Origin of the sequence: Streptomyces sp. NPDC057249, assembly GCF_042669245.1 — a bacterium.
Taxonomy (GTDB): Bacteria; Actinomycetota; Actinomycetes; order Streptomycetales; family Streptomycetaceae; genus Streptomyces.
Genome location: NZ_JBHUXS010000002.1, coordinates 473,352 through 494,197, shown reverse-complemented (window position 1 = coordinate 494,197; position 20,846 = coordinate 473,352). Strand labels below are relative to the sequence as shown.

The following is a 20,846-nucleotide window of genomic DNA, read 5'->3' as shown; positions in this document are numbered from 1 at the left end:
CATACGGAACCCTTACGATCCTCTGCGTGTCCAAACTGACCGACGTGCCCAAACGGATCCTGATCGGACGGGCCCTGCGCAGCGACAAGCTGGGGGAGACGCTCCTCCCCAAGCGCATCGCGCTCCCCGTCTTCGCATCCGACCCGCTGTCCTCGGTGGCGTACGCACCCGGAGAAGTCCTCCTCGTGCTGTCCATCGCGGGTGTGTCGGCGTACCACTTCAGTCCCTGGATCGCGGTCGCGGTCGTGGTCCTGATGTTCACGGTCGTCGCCTCCTACCGGCAGAACGTCCACGCCTACCCGAGCGGCGGCGGCGACTACGAGGTCGCCACCACCAACCTCGGCCCCAAGGCCGGGCTGACCGTCGCCAGCGCGCTGCTGGTCGACTACGTCCTTACCGTGGCCGTGTCGATCGCCTCCGGGGTGGAGAACCTGGGCTCGGCGATCCCCTTCGTCGTCGAGCACAAGACGGGGTGCGCGGTCGCCGCGATCGTCCTGCTGACCCTGATGAACCTGCGCGGGGTCAAGGAGTCCGGGAAGCTCTTCGCCATCCCCACGTACCTCTTCGTGGCCGGCGTCTTCATCATGATCGTCTGGGGCGCCTTCCGCGGCCTGGTCCTCGGCGACACCATGCACGCCCCGACCTCCGGTTACACCATCCATCCCGAGCACAAGGGTCTGGCGGGCTTCGCGCTCGTCTTCCTGCTGCTGCGCGCCTTCTCCTCCGGCTGTGCGGCGCTCACCGGCGTCGAGGCGATCAGCAACGGCGTGCCCGCGTTCCGCAAGCCGAAGAGCAAGAACGCCGCGACCACGCTCGCGATGATGGGCCTGCTCGCCGTCACCATGTTCTGCGGCATCATCGGCCTCGCCATGGCCACCGACGTCAAGATGGCGGAGAACCCGGCGAAGGACCTGATCAGCAACGGCAGCCCGGTCGGCGCGGGCTTCGTCCAGGACCCGGTCATCTCGCAGGTCGCGGCAGCGGTCTTCGGCGACGGCACCTTCTTCTTCGTGATCCTCGCCGCCGCCACCGCCCTCGTCCTCTTCCTGGCCGCGAACACCGCGTACAACGGCTTCCCGCTCCTCGGCTCGATCCTGGCCCAGGACCGCTACCTGCCCCGCCAGCTGCACACCCGCGGCGACCGGCTCGCCTTCTCCAACGGCATCGTGCTGCTGGCCGGCGCCGCGATCCTGCTGGTCGTGATCTACGGGGCCGACTCGACCCGGCTCATCCAGCTGTACATCGTCGGCGTGTTCGTCTCCTTCACGCTCAGCCAGACCGGCATGGTCCGGCACTGGAACCGCCATCTGGCCGTCGAGAAGGACCCGGCCAAGCGCCGCCGCATGATCCGCTCCCGGGCCATCAACACCTTCGGCGCGTTCTTCACCGGTCTGGTGCTCGTGGTCGTCCTCGCCACGAAGTTCACCCACGGCGCCTGGGTGGCGCTGCTCGGCATGGTCATCTTCTTCGGCACGATGACCGCGATCCGCAAGCACTACGACCGGGTCGCCGAGGAGATCGCCGCCGACGAGACCGCGCCCGACGAGTCGATCCGCCCCTCCCGGGTCCACTCGATCGTCCTGGTCTCCAAGCTCCACCGCCCCACCCTGCGCGCTCTCGCCTACGCCAAGCTGATCCGCACGGACCACCTGGAGGCGCTCTCCATCAGCGTGGACCCGGCCGAGACGAAGGCCCTGCGGGAGGACTGGGAGCGGCGCGGCATCAACGTGCCGCTGAAGATCCTCGACTCCCCGTACCGCGAGGTGACCCGCCCGGTCATCGAGTACGTCAAGGGCCTGCGCAGGGAGAGCCCGCGCGATGTCGTGAGCGTCTACATCCCCGAGTACGTCGTCGGGCACTGGTACGAGCACCTGCTGCACAACCAGAGCGCCCTCAGGCTCAAGGGCCGGCTGCTCTTCACCCCCGGTGTGATGGTCACCTCGGTCCCGTACCAGCTGGAATCCTCCGAGGCCGCGAAGAAGCGCGCCCGCAAGCGCGCCGACTGGACCGCTCCGGGCTCGGTGCGCCGGGGCCCGGTGGAGCGCAAGCACAAGGAACCGACGCCGAAGGGCTGAGGCGGGGACCGCCGCATGTGGTCGGCGGGCGGACGACACGCACGTAGACTCGTAGGTTGTTGTCGTCCGCCCGCGGACCGTTCCCTTCCCTCTCTGGAGCCACCCCCTCATGCAGAACGAATCCACGTCGCCGCAGACCGGGGAGACGCAGCCGGAGTCGCTGGTCGGGCGGGAGTACGAGGTCGAGGTCGGCCCGGTCGCGCACGGCGGCCACTGCATCGCCCGCACGGACGAGGGCCGGGTGCTGTTCGTACGCCACACGCTGCCCGGCGAGAAGGTGGTCGCCCGGATCACCGACGGAGCCGAGGACTCGCGCTTCCTGCGCGCGGACGCGGTGGAGATCATCGAGGCGTCCAAGGACCGGGTGCCGGCCCCCTGCCCGTTCGCCGGCCCCGGCAAGTGCGGCGGCTGCGACTGGCAGCACGCCAAGCCCGGCGCCCAGCGCCGCCTCAAGGGCGAGGTCATCGCCGAACAGCTCCAGCGCCTCGCGGGCCTCACCCCGGAGGAGGCGGGCTGGGACGGCACGGTCATGCCCGCCGAGGGCGACAAGCTCCCCGCGGGCGAGGTGCCCGCCTGGCGCACCCGGGTCCAGTACGCGATCGACGAGGACGGCCGCGTCGGGCTGCGCAAGCACCGCTCGCACGACATCGAGATCATCGACCACTGCATGATCGCCGCGCCCGGGGTCTCCGAGCTGGGCGTCGAGCAGCAGGACTGGCCCCGGATGGCCACGGTGGAGGCCATCGCCGCCACCGGCTCCCACGACCGCCAGGTCATCCTGACCCCCCGCCCGGGCGGCCGCCTGCCCCTGGTCGAGCTCGACAAGCCGGTCTCCGTCCTCCGCGTGGACGAACGCGACGGCGGCGTGCACCGGGTCCACGGCCGCGGCTTCGTCCGCGAGCGCGCCGACGACCGCACGTACCGCGTCGGCTCCGGCGGCTTCTGGCAGGTCCACCCCCAGGCCGCGAACACCCTGGTCCGCGCGGTCATGCAGGGCCTGCTGCCCCGTAAGAACGACACCGCCCTCGACCTCTACTGCGGCGTCGGCCTCTTCGCCGGCGCCATCGGCCAGCGCATCGGTGAGAAGGGCGCGGTGCTCGGCATCGAGTCCGGCAAGCGCGCGGTCGAGGACGCCCGCCACAACCTGGCGGACCTGGACCGCGTCCGCATCGAACACGGCAAGGTCGACCAGGTCCTGCCCCGCACGGGCATCACCGAATGCGACCTCATCGTCCTGGACCCGCCCCGCGCGGGCGCCGGCCGCGCCACGGTGAAGCACCTGGTGGGCCTCGGCGCGCGCCGCATCGCGTACGTGGCCTGCGACCCGGCGGCTCTGGCGCGGGACATCTCCTACTTCGCGGAGGGCGGGTACCGGGTGCGGACGCTGCGGGCGTTCGATCTGTTTCCGATGACGCACCATGTGGAGTGCGTGGCGATTCTGGAGCCGGCGGCGAAGGGCTCCTGACCTGCATCTTTGCTGCTCTGACTGGTCTCGGCCCGTTTGATACCGGCCTGGTGTCATCCCCGTATGGCGATGACACTTCGACTCCCCGACGATCTTGACGCGAAGCTCACCGAGCGGGCTCGTCGGGAGGGTCGCAGCAAGCAGGAACTCGCCATTGAGGCCATCCGTGAGGCCCAGGACCGGGCCGAGCTGAAGGTCGGTGATGTCCTGGCTGAGCTCATGGAGAGCGATGCGGAGATCCTGGACTACCTGAAGTGACCGACGTGCGCTACCTCCAGGTGGACGAAACCCTGGCCATCGCCCGTACGGTCAACGCTACGGAGCGCAGCGTGCGTGACATGGGTCTTCTCGTATCGGCGATTGAACGGCCCCGGACCAACGTGTTCGGAGCCGAGCTGTATCCCACGCTGCACGAGAAGGCGGCGGCGCTGCTGCACTCCGTCGCCCGCAATCACGCGCTGATCGACGGCAACAAGCGCACCGCCTGGCTCGCCATGCGTGTCTTCCTGCGGTTCAACGGCGTCAGCGCGAGTACCGTCCCGCCGCCCGTTTCCGTGGCCGGCCCGTTCGTCGAGGCAGTCGCGCAGGACACCGCCGATGTGCACGGCGATCACCAAGCACCTCGCGGCCTGGTTTCCCGTTTCCTGACGTTCGACGATGCGTGACGCTGGGGCCTGTTGAGAAGGGGCCAGCCTGTGGGGCTGTGGGTGGGCACCTTTGCACTGCGCCGGGTCTGGGCGCAAGTGATTCGCCGGGTGCTGCCCGGTCCGTCAAGTTCCGTCAAGTGGCGCTGTGGGCAGTCGCTCGTCTTTGGTCCAGACCTATTGACGGGCCCGGTCACCGCTTCTACGCTCCCGTCGATCGCCGCACCGCGTTTCCCCAGTTCATCCCGGGCCGTGCGGCGACGACCCCTCCCGCACGCTCACGCCCGTGGCGCGTCGCCAGAATGGAGCACAGCATGTTCCGTCGAAGGATTCGTACGCTGCCGACGGCAGGTGACGGCCACTCAGCCGCCGTCCTGACCCGAACGGTTGCCGGGGTGAGCGCCGCCGCACTCGTCGGCGCCTGCGTTGCTCTGGTTGGTTCCGGTTCGGCCGGCGCCGCCGATGCCGCCAACCTGGTGACCAACTCCGGCTTCGAGAGCGGGCTTTCCGGCTGGTCCTGCGCCAATGGTTCCGGCCAGGCCACCAGCAGCCCGGCGCACTCCGGCTCGTCCGCGCTGAAGGCCACGCCGTCCGGCCTGGACAACGCCCGGTGCAGCCAGACGGTCAGTGTGCAGCCGAACTCGACGTACACGCTGAGCGCCTTCGTCCAGGGCAGTTACGTGTACCTCGGCGCCAGCGGCACGGGAGCCACCAGCGAGCCGTCGACCTGGACGCCCAGTTCCTCGTCGTACAGCAAGCTGAGCGTCGGCTTCACCACCGGTGCGAACACCACGTCGGTGACGGTCTATCTGCACGGGTGGTACGGGACGCCCGCGTATTTCGCGGACGACGTGTCGCTCACCGGCCCCGGTGGCACGACGCCCCCGCCGACCACGCCGCCGCCCACCGATCCGCCCACTACGCCGCCGCCGACCGACCCGCCGACCACCCCGCCGCCCACCGACCCGCCGGGCGACGCCACCTGTGCCACGAAGCCCAAGCCGGCCGGCAAGGTGCTCCAGGGGTACTGGGAGAACTGGGACGGTGCGTCGAACGGCGTGCACCCCGGCATGGGCTGGGTCCCCATCACCGACAAGCGCATCGCCCAGCACGGCTACAACGTCATCAACGCCGCCTTCCCCGTGATCCTCTCCGACGGGACCGTCCTGTGGGAGGACGGCATGGACGCGGGTGTGAAGGTGTCGACGCCGGCCGAGATGTGTGAGGCCAAGGCCAACGGCGCCACGCTGCTGATGTCCATCGGTGGCGCGACCGCGGGCATCGACCTGTCGTCGAGCAAGGTCGCCGACCGCTTCGTGGAGACGGTCGTGCCGATCCTCAAGGAGTACAACTTCGACGGGATCGACATCGACATCGAGACCGGTCTGTCCGGCAGCGGGAACATCAACACGCTGTCCGCCTCCCAGTCCAACCTGATCCGCATCATCGACGGCGTGCTGGCCAAGATGCCGGCGGGCTTCGGCCTGACGATGGCGCCCGAGACCGCGTACGTCACCGGCGGCAGCGTCACCTACGGGTCCATCTGGGGCGCGTACCTGCCGATCATCAAGAAGTACGTCGACAACGGCCGGCTGTGGTGGCTCAACATGCAGTACTACAACGGCAGCATGTACGGCTGCTCCGGCGACTCGTACTCCGCCGGTACCGTGGAGGGCTTCGCCGCTCAGACCACCTGCCTCAACAACGGCCTGACCATCCAGGGCACCACGATCAAGGTGCCGTACGACAAGCAGGTGCCCGGTCTGCCGGCCCAGCCCGGCGCGGGCGGCGGCTACATGGCGCCCAGCCAGGTCGGGCAGGCGTGGAACACGTTCAACGGCTCGCTCAAGGGCCTCATGACGTGGTCCCTCAACTGGGACGGCTCGAAGGGCTGGTCCTTCGGCGACAACGTCAAGTCCCTGCAGGGCCGCTAGGGCCCCGACGCGTCCGGCCCCGCAGGGCCGGACGCGTCACCCCCGCAGCCGCACCGGCAGCCTCCGCACGCTGTTCCCGACGAACGAGGCGTGGCGGGGGAGTTCCGGCTCCGGGACCGCCAGGTCCAGGGCCGGGAAGCGGGTGAAGAGCTGTTCCAGGGCCGTGGTGGCCTCCAGGCGGGCCAGGGGCGCGCCCAGGCAGTAGTGGGCGCCGTGGCCCAGTGAGAGGTGGCGGGACGTGCCGGCGCGGGTGAGGTCGAAGTGGGCCGCGTCCGGGCCGTGGGTCCGGGTGTCGCGGCCGGCGGCCGAGTAGCCGGCGAGGACCGGGGTGCCGCGGGGGATCACCGTGCCGCCGAGGGTCAGGTCGCGGGTCGGGTAGCGGAACGGGAAGTAGCTGACCGGGCTGTCCCAGCGCAGGGTCTCCTCCACGACGTCGGCCCAGCTCGCCGCGCCGGAGAGCACCAGGTCGAGCTGGTCCCGGTGGGCGCACAGGGCGCGTACGGCGTTGGTGATCAGGTTCAGCGTCGTCTCGTGCCCCGCGACGATGGTCAGCATTAGCGTGCCGATCAGCTCCTGCGGGCTGAACCGGTCGCCGTCCTCCTCGCGGGCCGCGATCATCGCGCTGGTGAGGTCGTCCCCCGGATGGGCGGCCTTGGCGGCTACGACCGCGCTCAGGGTCTCCGCCGTCTCCCGGTTGGCCGCCATGACCTCGGCCGGGCCGATGTCCGTGGCCACGAGCTGGTTGGAGAGGTGGTGGAGCCGGTCGTGGTGGGCCTCGTCCACGCCCAGCAGCTCGCAGATGACGCCCATGGGCAGCGGCAGCGCGAAGCGGGCGCGCAGATCGACGGTGCCGTCGTCGGCGGCGGCCGCCTCCAGACCGTCCAGCAGACGGGACGCCAGCTCCTCGACGTAAGGACGCAGTTCCGCCACCCGGCGGGCGGTGAACGCCTTGCCCATCAGTGACCGCAGCCGCCGGTGGTCGGCGCCGTCCGCGGTCGTCATCCCCTGCACCGTGGCGAACGTCCTCAGCGGCCAGCCGTCCGCGATCTCCCCGGCCTGGAGCGCCGCGAAGTGGCGTGCGTCCTTGGCGACGTCGGGGTGCGCGAGGAACTCCTTCAGCGCGTCGTGGCCCAGCACCGCCATCCCCCGTACGCCGCCGGGGAGCACCACCGGGGCGACCGCCCCCTGCGCCAGCAGCCGTGCGTTGGCCGCGTGCGGACAGCTTCCCGCGGGGTCCATGCGGTGCGGAGGGCGGGCCTCGGGGTTCACCGGTGACGTGTTCAACGGGGCTCCAGGTCTGGGGAAGGCGAGGGGCGAGCCGGTGGGGGGCAGGCAAAGCGTAGGCCGGTCCGGCGGAAATGTTGAGGGCTCGACGTGTCGGGTTCGAGGCTGTGCCGGGCCGGGTCTCGGGCGCGCGTACGGCCGGTGATCGCCGGGCGCCCGGCGGAGTGTTCCCCGGGGCCTGGCCCGCGGCGGTCAGCGCCGCAACGCCTCCGCGACGATCTGCGCCAGATGGCGGCCGTCCAGGCCCGCCAGGTCCTGGAGCTGTGTGCGGCAGGAGTAGCCGTCCGCGAGGATGCGGCGGTCCGGGTGGCCGGCCGCCCTGGTGAGGATGCCGTCCCGGGCGATCTTCGCGGAGACCTCGTAGTGGCCCTTCTCCATGCCGAAGTTCCCGGCCAGACCGCAGCATCCCGGGGAGATCTCGACGTCGCACCCCATCGCCCGGAGCAGCGAGCGGTCCGCCTCGTAGCCCATGACCGCGTAGTGGTGGCAGTGGGGCTGGACCAGGAGGTGTTCCGCCGCCTGCGGGGGCGTCCAGTCGATCGAGGTGAGGAATTCGGCGAACGTCCGGACCGCGCCCGCGAGTTCCGCCGCCCCGGGGTCGTCCGGCAGGAGTTCCACCAGGTCCGAGCGGAGCGTCGCCGTGCAGCTCGGCTCGATGCCGATCACCGTCCGGCCGGCCCGGACGTGGGGGAGCAGCAGGTCCACCGTGGTGCGGAGCTTCGCCTTGGCGGCGGTCAGCTGGCCCGTGGAGATCAGGGTCAGGCCGCAGCAGGCGCCCGGAGCGGCGATCTCCACGTCGCAGCCGGCCGCCGTCAGCACCTCCAGGGCGTCCCGGGGGATGTCCGGTGCGAGGGCGTCCGAGAAGGAGTCGACCCAGAGCAGCACCTTGGGGCCGTCCGCCCCGAGCCGTGTCCGGGAAGCCCCACTCCACCGGAACGGCTTCGCCGGCAGCGGCGGCAGCGAGCGGCGGGGGTCCGCGCCCGCCAGGGTCATCATCGTCCGCCGGAGCACCGGCACCCGGCCGGCCAGGTTGACCAGGGGAGCCAGCGGCGCGAGCAGGCGCAGCCACTGCGGGAGCCGGCCCAGGGTGTAGTGGCTCAGCAGGCGGCGGCGGCCCGCGTACGTCCGGTGCAGGGCCTCCGACTTGTACATCGCCATGTCGATCCCCGTGGGGCAGTCGGTGGCGCACGCCTTGCAGCTCAGACACAGGTCCAGCGCCTCGTGGACCTCCGGGGAGTTCCAGCCCTCCGTGACGAAACCGCCGTTCAGCATCTCCTGGAGCGCCCTCGCCCGGCCCCGCGTGGAGTCCTTCTCGTCGCGGGTGGCCGTGAACGAGGGGCACATGAAGCCGCCCTGGCCGCGCGGGTCCGCCCGGCACTTGCCCACCCCGACGCACCGGTGCACGGCGTCCGTGACGTCCCCGCCGTCGCGCGCGAAGGCGAAACCGTCGGTCGCCCGCAGCCGGCGTGCCCCGGGCCGCCGCAGGTCCGCGTCCAGAAGTGCGGGGCGGACGACGACCCCGGGGTTCATGACGTCGTCCGGGTCCAGGAGCGCCTTGAACCGCTCCATCGCGCGCAGCGCCCCGGGGTCGTACATCGTCGGCAGCAGCTCCGAGCGGGCCCGGCCGTCACCGTGCTCGCCGGAGAGCGATCCGCCGTGCTCGGCGGCCAGGGCGGCGGCGCGTTCGAGGAAGGCGCGCATCGGTGCGCCCCCGACATCGAGCGGGAAGTCGATACGGGCATGGACGCACCCGTCGCCGAAGTGGCCGTAGGCCAGGCCGGACAGCCCCTCCTCGGCCATCAGCGCCTGGAGCCCGCGCAGGTAGTCCCCGAGCCGTTCCGGCGGCACGGCGGAGTCCTCCCAGCCCGGCCACGCCTGCTTGCCGGCGGCGGTGCGTCCGGCCAGGCCGGCGCCGTCGGCGCGGATCTGCCAGAGCCGGACCGCCTCGGGGCCGGCGGGCAGGACGACGCTGTCGGCGGCGTGCGAGGCCGCGACGAGCGCGTGCGCCGCCTCGACCGCCTCCGCCGCGGTCGCCCCGCCGGCCTCGGCGATCAGCCAGCCACCGCCGGCGGGCAGCGCGGGGACGGCGCCGTCGCCGTGTGCCCGGCGGACCACGTCCACGAGCTGCGCGTCCAGGCCCTCCAGTGCGAGCGGACGGAACGGCAGCAGGTGCGGCACGTCGTCCGCGGCCGTCGCCATGTCCGCGTAACCCAGGACCGCGAGCGCCGGGGCGGGCGCCTGCGGAACCAGCCTGACCACGGCTTCGAGCAGGACCCCGCAACTGCCCTCCGTGCCGGTCAGGGCTGCCGCGAGGTCGCGCCCGTTCTCCGGCAGCAGGTGTTCCAGCGAGTAGCCGGAGATCTGCCGCCCGAACCGCCCGAACTCGGTACGCAGGACCGCCAAGTGCTCCGCGACGAAGGCGTCCAGCCCCGGCACCGCCGCGAGCGCGTCCGGCCCCGAGCCCGCCGTGATCACCTCGCCGCCGCCCGTCAGCCAGGTCATCGACACGACGTTGTCGGCCGTACGTCCGTACGAGAGGCCGTGCGGCCCGCACGCGTTGTTGCCGATCATCCCGCCGATGGTGCAGCGCGTGGCCGTCGAGGGGTCGGGCCCGAACCGCAGTCCGTACGGCAGTGCCTCCGCCTGCAGCGTGCTCAGGACCGCGCCCGGCTCGACCACGGCCGTCGAGGAGACGGGGTCGACGGACAGCACGCGGTTCATCCAGCGCGAGAAGTCGATCACCAGCCCGGGCCCCACCGCGTTCCCGGCGCACGAGGTCCCACCGCCCCTGACGGTGACCGGAACCCGGTGTTCACGCGCGATCCGGACCGCGGTGACCACGTCCTCCTTCGTCCGGGGCATGAGCACGGCCCCCGGGACGATCCGGTAGTTCGACGCGTCGGTCGAGTAGACCGCCCGGGTGGTCGCCGAAGCGTCGACGAGATCACCCAGCTTCCCGCGCAGGGCGTCGAGAAACGCCTCGGTGAGGGGGACGGGGGAGTCTGCGGTGGTCGCGGCCATCGGAAAGTGCTCCTGGGGGCGTCGGTCTCGGCAGGCGTCGTCGGCTCGGGTGGTCGGAAGCGTGGTTCACGTCATCCTCATCGCAGTACCAGCTTCCGGGAGACACCGGGGGCGGCGTCGGGACGCCGCCCCGCGTGCCGCCCCGGGGCGTCTTCACGAGTCCCACACGCATCGCACCCGGTTCGTGCGAAAATCCCACCCGGTCGATCATCGTCGTGGAGGGGCGCCGCCCTCCGCATCCGGGGAGGGGAGCCTCGTATGGCCCTGTTGGCGTCGGACGCGAAGTGGCCCGCCCAGCCCGATTACTTCCACGAGTGGGCGCTCGTCGACGTGGAGACCTCCGGACTGCGGCCCGGCCGGGACCGGGTCCTCTCGCTCGCGGTCCTCACGCTGGACGCGTACGGCAACCGGACGGGGGAGTACACGACGCTCCTGAACCCGGGGTGCGATCCCGGGCCGGTGCACGTCCACGGGCTCACCCCGGACCGGCTCGCCGGTGCGCCCACCTTCGAGGAGATCGCGCCGAAGGTGGGGGCGCTCCTCAGCAAGCGCGTCATGGTCGCCCACAACGCCCAGTTCGACTACGACTTCCTGGCGCACGAGTTCGCCCGGATCAGGTCCTGGATGCCGGTGAGCAGGCGGCTGTGCACCCTGGCCCTGAACCGGCTGGTCGGACCCGCGACGGCCGACCTCAAGCTGGGCACCCTCGCCCGGCATTACGGGGTGCGCCAGGAGCGCGCCCACGACGCGCAGGACGACGTGCGCGTCCTCTCCGGCATCCTGCGCGGTTCGCTGGACGCCGCCGAACAACTCGGTCTGGCCCTGCCGCTCCTGGAGTGCCCGCCGCGCCAGGACTACAAGCCCTTCGTGCCCAAGACGCCCTGCGCGTACCGGAACCCGGGGCGTCTGACGCCCGGCGGGCCGCTGGTCCAGGGCATGAAGATCGCCGTCACGGGGGACACCGGCATCTCCCGCGAGGAACTGGTCGCCCGGTCGGTGGCTGCCGGGCTGAACGTGATGACCTCGGTCAGCCGGCACACGAGCGCCGTCGTCACCAACGACCCCGCCTCCGGGTCGTCCAAGCTGCGGCGCGCCGTGCAGGAGGGCGTGCCGCTCCTGGACGAGCCGGCCTACCTCCGGCTGCTGGAGAGCGTGCGGCCGGGCCGGGCGAAGGGCGCGGTGCGGGAAGGCGGCGGGGCGGTCGCGGCCCCCGCCGTTCCGACGCAGCGGGAGGCCGGGCCGGACGCCCCCGCGGCCCGCGCGGACGTGCCCCCGGCCCGCACGGACGCCCCCGCGGCGAACCCCGGACCCCGCCCCGCGCCCGCCGGCCGCAAGGGCCGTCCGCTCACCGGGCGGCGGGTCCTGGTGCTCGGCGGCGGCCACGAGGAGGCCGCCGAAGCGCGGGCCCGCGCCCTGTACATGGGCGCCTCCGCGGCGGTCAACCTCTCGGCCACCGTGTCCGACGTGGTCGTCCTGCCCGGCGGTGAGGCGGACCGGCGGATGAAACGCGTCACCGCGCTCGGCCTTCCCGTCCACGCTCCGGAGTGGCTGCTCGCACCCGCGCCCGCGACGGTGGCCGAGCTGGTCCCGGGGGCGGCCGACGGCCCCGCGGTGCTGGTCAGGGGAGCCGTCCTCGATCTGGCGGACACCGGGGAGCCGTGGGCCGTCTCCACGATGTGGCGTCAGCAGACCCCGTGCGACGTGGACGTCGTCGCCTTCGTCGTCGACGCCGGGGAACAGGTGCAGGGGGACGAGGACTTCGTCTTCTACGGGGCACCCGAGCACCCCGACGGGACCGTGCGGCTCGCCACGGACGGTCCGAGCGAGCAGGTCGTCAGCGTGGACCTGGCCCGGCTGCCCCTGGAGGCGCACCGGGTCGTCGTGGCGGCGGCGATCGACGGGGCCGCGCGCTTCGCCGACGTCGGCGCGCTGGAGATCACCGCCGGCTGCGGGGTCGGCGCCGCCCCGGCGGCCCGCGCCACCCTCGACGCCGCCACCACCGAACGCACCCTCATCCTCGCCGAGCTCTACCGCCGGGGCGAGGGCTGGCGGATGCGGGTCGTCGGGCAGGGGTACGACCACGGCCTGGCCGACCTCGCCCGGGGCTACGGCGTCGACATCGCGGACTGAGGGCCGCCGGACGAGCCGGGTCGGCCAAGCCCGTCCAGGAACGCCGAGAGGGCCCCGTACAGCGCGTCCGGCCGCTCCAGATGCAGGTCGTGGCCCGTGCCCGGGACGCTCACCGCGAGGGTGCCGGGGCGCCGGCGCAGCATCTCGTCCACCTCGTCGGCCGGGACGAAGCTCTTCCGGCCCAGGACGAGCAGGGTGGGACACGTCACCCGGTCCCACTCCCCGTGGAAGGACCGCCGGGCGTTCTCCGCGAGCGAGCCGACCATGACGTCCCGGTCGAACCGCGGCCACCAACCGCCGTCGCGCTCCACCAGCCCGGCCGCCCACCCCGCTCCGCCCGGCCCCCCGCCGAAGAACGCGGACGCCGCCGCGCGGGAGGCGAACGGCACCGGCCACGCGTCGAGCCAGCCGCCGATCTCCTCGGCGACGCCCGGGTTCGGGCCACCGGACCCCGCCTCCACCAGCACGAGCGCGCCCGGCAGGCCCGGGTGGGCGGCGGCGGTCAGCAGCGCGGTGTGACCGCCCAGCGACTGCCCCACCAGGACGGGCCGCTCCAGCCCCAGGCCGCGTACGACGGCGACGACGTCCGCCACGTACGCGGCGCGGGAGACGTCGTCCGGCCGGCGCTCGCTAGCACCGTGCCCGCGCTGGTCGACCGCGACGACCCGGTGCCCGGGCGCCAGCAGCTCGGCGAGCGCGTCCCACTCGCCCGCGTGGCCGGCGAGGCCGTGCAGCAGGACGACGGGCCGTCCGGGCCCGCCCCCGTCCCGGCAGACGAGCCGGACCCCGTCGCGTACGACGGTGTGCTCGGTCCACGACACGGTGCCCCCCAGGCGCTCGGCTGCCTTACCGGTGATCATGCCGCAACCCGGCCGGCCGGGGGGCGCGCTCGGGGGCGCGGCCCGGGCACTACCCTCGCCGCCATGGTCGAACACGAAGCCCTCTCCGTCACCCGTGCCGCCTACGACGACGCCGCTGAGCTGTACGCGCGGCTCTTCGCCGACTCGTTGCGGGACAGCCCGCTGGACCGCGCGATGCTGGACGTCTTCGCCGAGGCCGTCGGCGCGGGCGGCCGGGTGGCGGACCTCGGCTGCGGGCCCGGGTACGTCACCGCCCACCTCGCCGGGCTGGGGCTCGACCCGTTCGGTGTCGACGCCTCGCCCGCCATGGTCGAGCTGGCCCGGGCGGCGTGCCCGGGGCTGCGGTTCGACGTCGGGTCGATGGCGGCGCTCGACCTCGCCGACGGCGCACTGGCCGGGGTGCTCTCGCGGTGGTCCGTGATCCACACCCCGCCGGCGGAGCTCCCGCCGGTCCTCGCCGAGTTCGGCCGTGTGCTCGCACCCGGCGGCCATCTCCTCATCGGCTTCTCCGCCACCGACGGGCCCGACCACCCCACGCAGTCCTTCGACCACGCCGTCACGACGGCCTACCGGTGGTCGCCCGACCACCTCGCCGGTCTGTTGCGGGCGCACGGGCTGACCGAGACGGCCCGGATGGTCCGCGAGCCCAGGCCGGACGACCGGCGCCAGTTCCAGGAGGTTCACCTGCTCGCCCGCAAGGCGTAACGCGGGGCGTCGCCCGGCCCAGGGGCGCCCACAGGCCCGGAAATACCCCGGGGGGTATCACTGTTGCAGTGGACGGAAGATACCCCCCGGGGTAATTGAGCCTACGTGATGATGGGAGTCGACCGTGTTCTTCGTGGACACCCTGGAGACCGAGGGTCTGGGCAACCGCAGCTACCTGGCGGGCGGGAAGGCGACGGCTGTCGTCGTCGACCCCCCGCGTGACGTCGAGCGGGTCCTCGCGGCGGCCGCCGCGCGGGGCGTGCGGATCGCGTACGTGGCGGAGACCCATGTGCACAACGACTACGTCACCGGCGGCCTGGAGCTGGCCCGGCTGACCGGCGCCCGGTACCTGGTGCCGGCCGCGGCCCGGGTCTCCTTCGCGCGGGTCCCCGTCGCCGACGGCGACCGGTTCATCGTGGACGCGGGCCTCGAACTGAGGGCCCTCGCCACCCCCGGGCACACCCCGCACCACACCTCGTACGTGCTCGCCGAGAACGGCCGGGAGACCGCCGCGTTCACCGGCGGCTCGCTGCTCATCGGTACGGTCGGGCGCCCCGACCTCGTGGAGCCCCGGCTGACCGAGCGGCTGGCCCGGGCCCAGCACGCCTCCGCCCACCGGCTGGCCGGCGAGCTCCCCGACGACGTCCGGGTCCTCCCCACGCACGGCTTCGGCAGCTTCTGCTCGTCCGCGCAGGCCGAGGGCGACTCCACGACCATCGGCGCGGAGCGGACCGGCAATGACGCCCTGACCCAGGACGTCGACACCTTCGTGGCCGGGGTGCTCGCCGGCCTGGAGGACGTCCCCGCGTACTACGCGCACATGGCGCCCCTCAACGCCGGCGGCCCGGCCCCCGTGGACCTGACCCCGCCGAGGACCGCCGACGCGGAGGAGATCGCGCAGCGGCTGGCCGCCGGTGAGTGGGTCGTGGACCTCCGCAGCCGTACCGCGTTCGCCGAGGGGCACGTGGCCGGGACCTTCAACTTCGAGGGCGCGGGCAAGCTCGCCACGTACCTCGCCTGGCTGATCCCGTGGGGCAGGCCGGTGACCCTGCTCGCGGCCACCGCCGAGCAGCTCGCGGACGCCCAGCGGGAGCTGGTCCGGGTCGGCATCGACCGCCCGGCCGCCGCCGCCACCGGCGGACCGGACGCCTGGCTGCGCGCGGGCGACGAGCCCCGGTCCTTCCCCCGGACCGACTTCGCGGCCCTGAAGCGGGCCCGCGAGCGCGGCGAGCGGATCGTGGTGCTCGACGTGCGCCGCGACTCGGAGCGGGCCGAGGGGCAGGTGCGGGACTCCGTCCACATACCCGTGCACGAACTGCACGAGCGGTCCGGCGAGGTGCCGGACGGCGAGGTGTGGGTGCACTGCGCGGGCGGGATGCGCGCGGCGATCGCCGCGTCCCTGCTCGACGCGGAGGGCCGGGCGGTCGTCGCCGTGGACGACGGCTTCGACGCGGCGTGCCGGGCGGGGCTGACCGTGGCGCCCGGGTCCTGTTCCGAACGCCGGGACGGTTCCGCGGCGTGAGCGTGCTGATCCTCGCCCTGGCCGCCGGGGCCGTGGTCGGTCTCGCGCTCGGCGCGCTGGGCGGGGGCGGCAGCGTCCTCGCGATACCCGCGCTCATCTATCTGCTCGGCCTCAGCCCGGCCGCCGCGACCACCGCGAGCCTGTTCATCGTCACCGCCACCTCCGCGACCGCCCTCTACGCCCACGCCCGCGCCGGACACGTCCGCTGGAAGGCCGGGGCGGCCTTCGCCGCGGCGGGCGTCGTCCCGGCGGCGGTGGCCGGTCTCGCCGCGACCCGGCTCCCGCAGGCGGTCCTGACGGCGGCCTTCGCCGCGCTCGCCGCCCTCGCCGCCGTGCGGATGCTGCGCCCCGGACCCCGGGGCGCGCCGGGTGAGGTGCGACCGCTGCGGGCCGGGGGAGCCGGGGCGGGCCTCGGCGCGGTGACCGGGCTGCTGGGCGTGGGCGGCGGCTTCCTGGCCGTCCCCGCCCTCGTGACGGTCCTGGCGTTCGAGATGCAGGCGGCCGTAGGGACGAGCCTGCTGGTCATCACCGTCAACTCGCTGACCTCGCTCATCACCCGCTCCGGCGGCGCGGCGGGCATGGACTGGGCGGTGACGGCCCCGTTCACCGGAGCCGCGATCCTGGGCGCGTGGGACGGGAAGCGGCTCGCGGCACGGGTCTCCGGGAGCGGGCTCCAGAGGCTGTTCGCCTGGGTGCTGCTCGCGGTCGCCGCCTTCATGCTGGCCGACGCGCTGACGTGACGGCGGCGGCGCCCCTCAGGCCAGGGAGAGGAACAGCTTCTCCAGGCGGGCCCGCATCTGGTCCCGGTCCACCACCGGCCGGTCGCCGTCGGTCATGCACTGCTGGAGGCCCGTCGCGATGATGGCGAAACCGGCCCGGTCCAGGGCGCGGGAGACGGCCGCCAGCTGCGTGATCACGTCCTCGCAGTCCCGGCCCTCCTCGATCATCCTGACGATCCCGGCGATCTGTCCCTGGGCCCGCTTCAGCCGGTTGAGCACCGACTTCAGCTCGTCGGCCGCCATGTCCAGCTCCACGGTTCCTCCCAAGTGCGGGGCCTCGGTCGCGGTGTCATACCCCTAGGGGTATATCCTACCGCGTTCGTCGCCCTCGTATGGCGTACACCCGCTTGTGGGGTCCCGTACGCCGGGCGAGGGTGGCGGTGCCGGGGCCCGCGCGGAGCCGGGCCGCCGCCGCGAGGGAGGCCGACATGCCGCAGGACACCGAAGCCAAGCCCGCCGAGCGGACCGTGGCCCGGGCGAACCGTGCGGTACGGCGCGACTACCCCTTCGGCGACACCCAGGACCTGGAGGACGCCCGGCGCGGGTTCATGGGCACCGCGCGTGACCCTCTGATCCGCGACGCCACCGGCAGCACCGTCTGGGACCTGGAAGCTTACGGGTTCCTCGACCAGGACTGCCCGGACACCGCCAACCCGAGCCTGTGGCGGCAGAGCCGGCTCTGCTCCGAACACGGGCTCTTCGAGGTCACCGAGGGCATCTACCAGGTACGCGGCTTCGACCTGTCCAACATGACGATCGTCGAGGGCGACCGGGGTGTCCTCGTCATCGACCCCCTGGTCTGCGCCGCCACCGCCGCCGCCGGCCTCGCGCTGTACCGGGCCCACCGCGGCGAGCGGCCGGTGACCGGCGTGCTCTACACCCACAGCCACGTCGACCACTTCGGCGGCGTACGCGGGGTGCTGACAGACGAGGACCTCGCGGCCGGAGTCCCGGTGCTCGCCCCGCACGGCTTCCTGGACCACGCCGTCAGCGAGAACGTCTACGCGGGCACCGCGATGAGCCGGCGGGCCGCGTACATGTACGGCGCCGCCCTCCCGAAGGGGCCCCGGGGCCAGATCGGCGCGGGCCTCGGGCAGACCGTCTCGACCGGCGCGCCCGGACTGATCCCGCCCTCCGTCGACATCACCCGCACCGGCCAGGAGGAGACCGTCGACGGCATCCGCATGGTCTTCCAGCTCACCCCGGGCACCGAGGCACCGGCGGAGCTGAACATCCACTTCCCCGGCTTCTCCGCCCTGTGCATGGCGGAGAACGCCACCCACAACCTGCACAACCTGCTGACGCTGCGCGGTGCCGAGGTCCGCGACCCGCACGTGTGGTCCCGCTACCTCACCGAGTCGGTCAGCCTCTTCGGCGAGCTGACCGACGTGGCCTTCGCCTCGCACCACTGGCCGGTCTGGGGCCGCGAGCGCGTGACCGCCTTCCTCCTGGAGCAGCGCGACCTCTACGCGTACCTGCACGACCAGGTGCTGCGGATGCTCAACCAGGGCCTCACCGGGCCGGAGATCGCCGAGGAGATCGTGATGCCGCCCGCCCTGGAGCGGGCCTGGCACACCCACGGCTACTACGGCTCCGTCAGCCACAACGCCAAGGCCGTCTACCAGCGCTACCTGGGCTGGTACGACGGCAATCCGGCGCACCTGTGGCAGCACCCCCCGGTCGAGGGGGCCCGGCGGTACGTCGAGTTCATGGGCGGCGCCGGCGAAGTCCTGCGCAGGGCCCGGCAGTCCTTCGCCGACGGCGACTACCGCTGGGTGGCGGAGGTCGTCAACCACGTGGTATTCGCCGAGCCGGACAACGCGCAGGCGCGCGCCCTCCAGGCCGACGCGCTGGAGCAGCTGGGCTACGGCAGCGAGAACGGGACCTGGCGCAGCGCCTACCTGACGGGCGCCCGGGAACTGCGCCACGGCAGCCTCGGCACCCCCACCGACACCGCCTCGTCCGACATCCTGGCGGCCCTCACCCTGGACCAGCTGGTGGACTCGGTCGCCATCCGGGTCAACGGCCCCCGCGCCTGGGACGCGGACATCACCGTCCGCTGGGACATCGCCGGCGCCGAACCCCTCACGACGCGGCTGCGCAACGGCGTCCTCACCCACGTCACGGGCACCGGACCGGCCGTGGGCGAGCCCGACGTCACCTTCGCGCTGACCGAGGCGGACCTGCGGGACGTCCTGGTGGGCGCGGTGCCGCCCGGCGACCTGGCGGCCCGCCCCGGCGTCGAGGTCACCGGGGACGCCGGCCGGCTGACCGAACTCCTCGGCCACCTCGACGCCCCGGACCCGGACTTCCCGATCGTCACACCCTGAACACCGCAACCGACCGGACCCACGCACGAGAACTGGAGGACCGATGGCCGTACGGCATCGCCTGATCGAGGCCACGGTGGCAGACGTCTGGCGGGTCCTCGCGGACCCCTCGCGCTACAGCGACTGGGTGGTCGGGACCTCCGGCTCACGCCCTCGCCGGGGCGACTGGCCGGAGGTCGGCGCCAGCCTCACGTACACCCTGGGCCTCGGCCGGTGGTCCGTGCAGGGGCGGACGATCGTCCGGCGGTGCGAGGCGCCGCACGTGCTGGAGCTGGAGGCCGACAGCGGCCGGATCGGCACCGCCCGGATCGCCCTGGAAGTACGGCGGTGGGGCGACAACGCCCTGGTCACCCTGGACGAACACCCCCTGCGCGGACCGGCCGGGAAGTTCCACAACACGGCCATCGACGCCGTGATCCAGATCCGTCACCGCAGCGTGCTCGCGCGGCTGGCGCAGACCGTCGAGGCGGCCCCCAAGGGCGCCCGCGAAGCGGTCTGACCCCTTTCCGCGACCCCCACCTGGAGGCATCGATGCCGGACGCCGTGGTCATCGGAGCAGGCCCCAACGGTCTCGTCGCGGCGAATCTGCTCGCCGCCGCCGGGTGGAGCGTCGAGGTCCTGGAGGCGCAGCCCGAACCCGGCGGGGCGGTGCGCAGCGACCGCCGGGTGCACCCCGACTACGTCACCGACCTGTTCAGCGCGTTCTACCCGCTCGCCGCGGCCTCCCCGGTCATCGGCGGACTCGACCTCCGGGAGGAGGGGCTGCGCTGGTCACATGCCCCCCGGGTCCTGGCGCACCCGCTGCCGGACGGGCGGTGCGCGGTACTGGAGGACGAAGCGCGGGACACCGCGGCGGGCCTCGACGCGTTCGCCGACGGGGACGGGGCGGCGTGGCTGGAGCTGTGCGCCACCTGGGACCGGGTGCGCCGCGATGTGCTGGGCGCCCTCTTCACGCCGTTCCCGCCGGTGCGGTCGGGCCTCCGCCTCGCCGCCCGGCTCCGGGCCGCCGGCGGCCTCCGCCTGGCGCGGACCCTGCTGCTGCCCGTACGCCGCCTGGGCGAGGAGCGGTTCGGCGGCGAGGCGGCCAGGATTCTGCTGGCGGGCACCGCACTCCACGCCGACCTCGGCCCCGAGGCCGCCTGCAGCGGCGGCTTCGGCTGGCTGATGTCCATGCTCGGGCAGACCTACGGCTTCCCGGTGCCGGTCGGGGGCGCGGGCGCGCTCACGGCCGCCCTGGTGCGGCGGCTCGAACGGTACGGCGGCGTGCTCCGCTGCGGCGAACAGGTCACCGAGGTCGTGGTACGCGGCGGACGCGCCGTCGGCGTACGCACCGCGAAGGGCGAGGCCGTGCCCGCGTCCCGCGCCGTGCTCGCCGACGTGTCCGCGCCCGCGCTCTACGGCGGACTGGTCGACGCACGGCATCTGCCCGGCCGGCTCCTGGACGACCTGCGCCGCTTCCAGTGGGACTTCGCGACGTTCAAGGTGGACTGGGCGCTGAACGGCCCGGTGCCCTGGACCGCCCGCGCGGCCACCACGGCGGGCACCGTGCACCTGGCGGAGGGCGTCGACGGCCTCACCCGGTTCACGGCGCAGATCGCCACGGGACAGGTGCCGGACCGCCCGTTCCTGCTCTTCGGCCAGATGAGCACCTCCGACGCCACCCGCTCACCGGCCGGCACCGAGGCCGCCTGGGCCTACACCCACGTCCCGCACCGGATCAAGGGCGACGCGGGTGAGGACGGGCTGACCGGGCGGTGGGACCGGGACGAGCAGGAGACCATGGCCGACCGCATGGAGAACGAGGTGGAGCGCTGGGCCCCCGGCTTCCGCTCCCGGATCATGGCCCGCCGCCTGCTGGCACCGCCGACCATCGAATCCATGGACGCCAACCTGTACGGGGGTGCGATCAACGGCGGGACCGCGTCGGCGCACCAGCAGCTGGTGTTCCGCCCGACCCCGGGCACCGGCCGCCCCGAGACCCCGGTCAGAGGGCTCTACCTGGCCTCGGCCTCGGCGCACCCCGGCGGCGGCGTGCACGGCGCCCCGGGCGCGAACGCGGCCCGGGCGGCGCTGCGCAGGCGGCTGCGGCGCTGAGGA

General features: G+C 73.3%; 15 protein-coding genes and 2 pseudogenes. 13 read left to right on the top strand and 4 right to left on the bottom strand.

Annotated elements, in window-relative coordinates:
• The first annotated feature begins 26 nt into the window (after nucleotides 1-26).
• The 6 genes and pseudogenes from ACFUJY_RS05750 to ACFUJY_RS05725 all read left to right on the top strand — a co-directional run bounded on the left by ACFUJY_RS05750 (nucleotide 27) and on the right by ACFUJY_RS05725 (nucleotide 6,118).
• Nucleotides 27-2,075 (top strand): APC family permease, encoded by a 2,049-nt coding sequence (locus ACFUJY_RS05750; protein WP_383295017.1) that lies wholly within the window; start codon nucleotides 27-29, stop codon nucleotides 2,073-2,075.
• Between the two features lie 109 nt (nucleotides 2,076-2,184).
• Nucleotides 2,185-3,540, top strand: a complete 1,356-nt coding sequence (locus ACFUJY_RS05745) for a class I SAM-dependent RNA methyltransferase (protein ID WP_383295014.1) — start codon at nucleotides 2,185-2,187, stop codon at nucleotides 3,538-3,540.
• A 63-nt stretch (nucleotides 3,541-3,603) separates the two neighbouring features.
• On the top strand, nucleotides 3,604-3,798 hold the full coding sequence (locus ACFUJY_RS05740; protein WP_383295011.1) for a ribbon-helix-helix protein, CopG family: 195 nt from the start codon (nucleotides 3,604-3,606) through the stop codon (nucleotides 3,796-3,798).
• A pseudogene (locus ACFUJY_RS05735) lies at nucleotides 3,795-4,188 on the top strand (type II toxin-antitoxin system death-on-curing family toxin). The gene ACFUJY_RS05740 and the pseudogene ACFUJY_RS05735 overlap by 4 nt, the downstream one beginning before the upstream one ends.
• Nucleotides 4,189-4,486: 298 nt before the next feature.
• Nucleotides 4,487-4,993: pseudogene (locus ACFUJY_RS05730) on the top strand (carbohydrate binding domain-containing protein); the annotation flags it as partial.
• 204 nt (nucleotides 4,994-5,197) lie between these two features.
• Entirely contained in the window at nucleotides 5,198-6,118 is a 921-nt protein-coding gene (locus ACFUJY_RS05725; RefSeq protein ID WP_383295412.1) for a chitinase, read from the top strand.
• A 36-nt stretch (nucleotides 6,119-6,154) separates the two neighbouring features.
• Here ACFUJY_RS05725 and ACFUJY_RS05720 read toward each other — a convergent pair whose 3' ends face one another.
• Both ACFUJY_RS05720 and ACFUJY_RS05715 read right to left on the bottom strand, forming a co-directional pair.
• Complete coding sequence (locus ACFUJY_RS05720; RefSeq protein WP_383295409.1) at nucleotides 6,155-7,357, bottom strand: cytochrome P450; 1,203 nt, start codon at nucleotides 7,355-7,357, stop codon at nucleotides 6,155-6,157.
• Nucleotides 7,358-7,594: 237 nt separating this feature from the next.
• Nucleotides 7,595-10,423, bottom strand: coding sequence for an FAD-binding and (Fe-S)-binding domain-containing protein (locus ACFUJY_RS05715; protein WP_383295008.1), 2,829 nt, complete (start codon nucleotides 10,421-10,423; stop codon nucleotides 7,595-7,597).
• Nucleotides 10,424-10,681: 258 nt separating this feature from the next.
• On the opposite strand from ACFUJY_RS05715, the gene ACFUJY_RS05710 reads away from it, so the two are divergent.
• Nucleotides 10,682-12,553: a TerD family protein gene (locus ACFUJY_RS05710; RefSeq protein WP_383295005.1), complete on the top strand. Its 1,872-nt coding sequence runs from the start codon at nucleotides 10,682-10,684 to the stop codon at nucleotides 12,551-12,553.
• On the opposite strand, the gene ACFUJY_RS05705 is transcribed toward ACFUJY_RS05710, so the two are convergent.
• On the bottom strand, nucleotides 12,529-13,413 hold the full coding sequence (locus ACFUJY_RS05705; RefSeq protein WP_383295002.1) for an alpha/beta fold hydrolase: 885 nt from the start codon (nucleotides 13,411-13,413) through the stop codon (nucleotides 12,529-12,531). The genes ACFUJY_RS05710 and ACFUJY_RS05705 overlap by 25 nt on opposite strands.
• Nucleotides 13,414-13,476: 63 nt before the next feature.
• On the opposite strand from ACFUJY_RS05705, the gene ACFUJY_RS05700 reads away from it, so the two are divergent.
• From ACFUJY_RS05700 to ACFUJY_RS05690, 3 genes are all read left to right on the top strand, one after another.
• Entirely contained in the window at nucleotides 13,477-14,118 is a 642-nt protein-coding gene (locus tag ACFUJY_RS05700) for a class I SAM-dependent DNA methyltransferase (protein WP_383294999.1), read from the top strand.
• 124 nt (nucleotides 14,119-14,242) lie between these two features.
• Complete coding sequence (locus ACFUJY_RS05695) at nucleotides 14,243-15,640, top strand: rhodanese-like domain-containing protein (RefSeq protein ID WP_383294996.1); 1,398 nt, start codon at nucleotides 14,243-14,245, stop codon at nucleotides 15,638-15,640.
• Nucleotides 15,637-16,380 carry a sulfite exporter TauE/SafE family protein gene (locus tag ACFUJY_RS05690; protein ID WP_383294993.1) on the top strand — a complete coding sequence of 248 codons (744 nt, stop codon included), beginning with the start codon at nucleotides 15,637-15,639 and terminating at the stop codon, nucleotides 16,378-16,380. Before ACFUJY_RS05695 ends, ACFUJY_RS05690 begins: the two co-directional genes overlap by 4 nt.
• A gap of 15 nt (nucleotides 16,381-16,395) precedes the next feature.
• Here the strand turns inward: ACFUJY_RS05690 and ACFUJY_RS05685 are convergent, their stop codons facing one another.
• Entirely contained in the window at nucleotides 16,396-16,674 is a 279-nt protein-coding gene (locus ACFUJY_RS05685) for a metal-sensitive transcriptional regulator (RefSeq protein ID WP_328902875.1), read from the bottom strand.
• Between the two features lie 173 nt (nucleotides 16,675-16,847).
• Here ACFUJY_RS05685 and ACFUJY_RS05680 point away from each other — a divergent pair, with 173 nt between their 5' ends.
• The 3 genes from ACFUJY_RS05680 to ACFUJY_RS05670 are packed head-to-tail and all read left to right on the top strand — an operon-like array spanning nucleotide 16,848 to nucleotide 20,843.
• Complete coding sequence (locus tag ACFUJY_RS05680; protein ID WP_383294990.1) at nucleotides 16,848-18,749, top strand: alkyl/aryl-sulfatase; 1,902 nt, start codon at nucleotides 16,848-16,850, stop codon at nucleotides 18,747-18,749.
• A 43-nt stretch (nucleotides 18,750-18,792) separates the two neighbouring features.
• Nucleotides 18,793-19,248, top strand: coding sequence for an SRPBCC family protein (locus ACFUJY_RS05675; protein ID WP_383294987.1), 456 nt, complete (start codon nucleotides 18,793-18,795; stop codon nucleotides 19,246-19,248).
• Between the two features lie 32 nt (nucleotides 19,249-19,280).
• The gene (locus tag ACFUJY_RS05670; protein WP_383294984.1) at nucleotides 19,281-20,843 is read left to right on the top strand and encodes a phytoene desaturase family protein; all 1,563 of its coding nucleotides are present in this window, start codon (nucleotides 19,281-19,283) and stop codon (nucleotides 20,841-20,843) included.
• The last annotated feature ends 3 nt before the right edge of the window (nucleotides 20,844-20,846 follow it).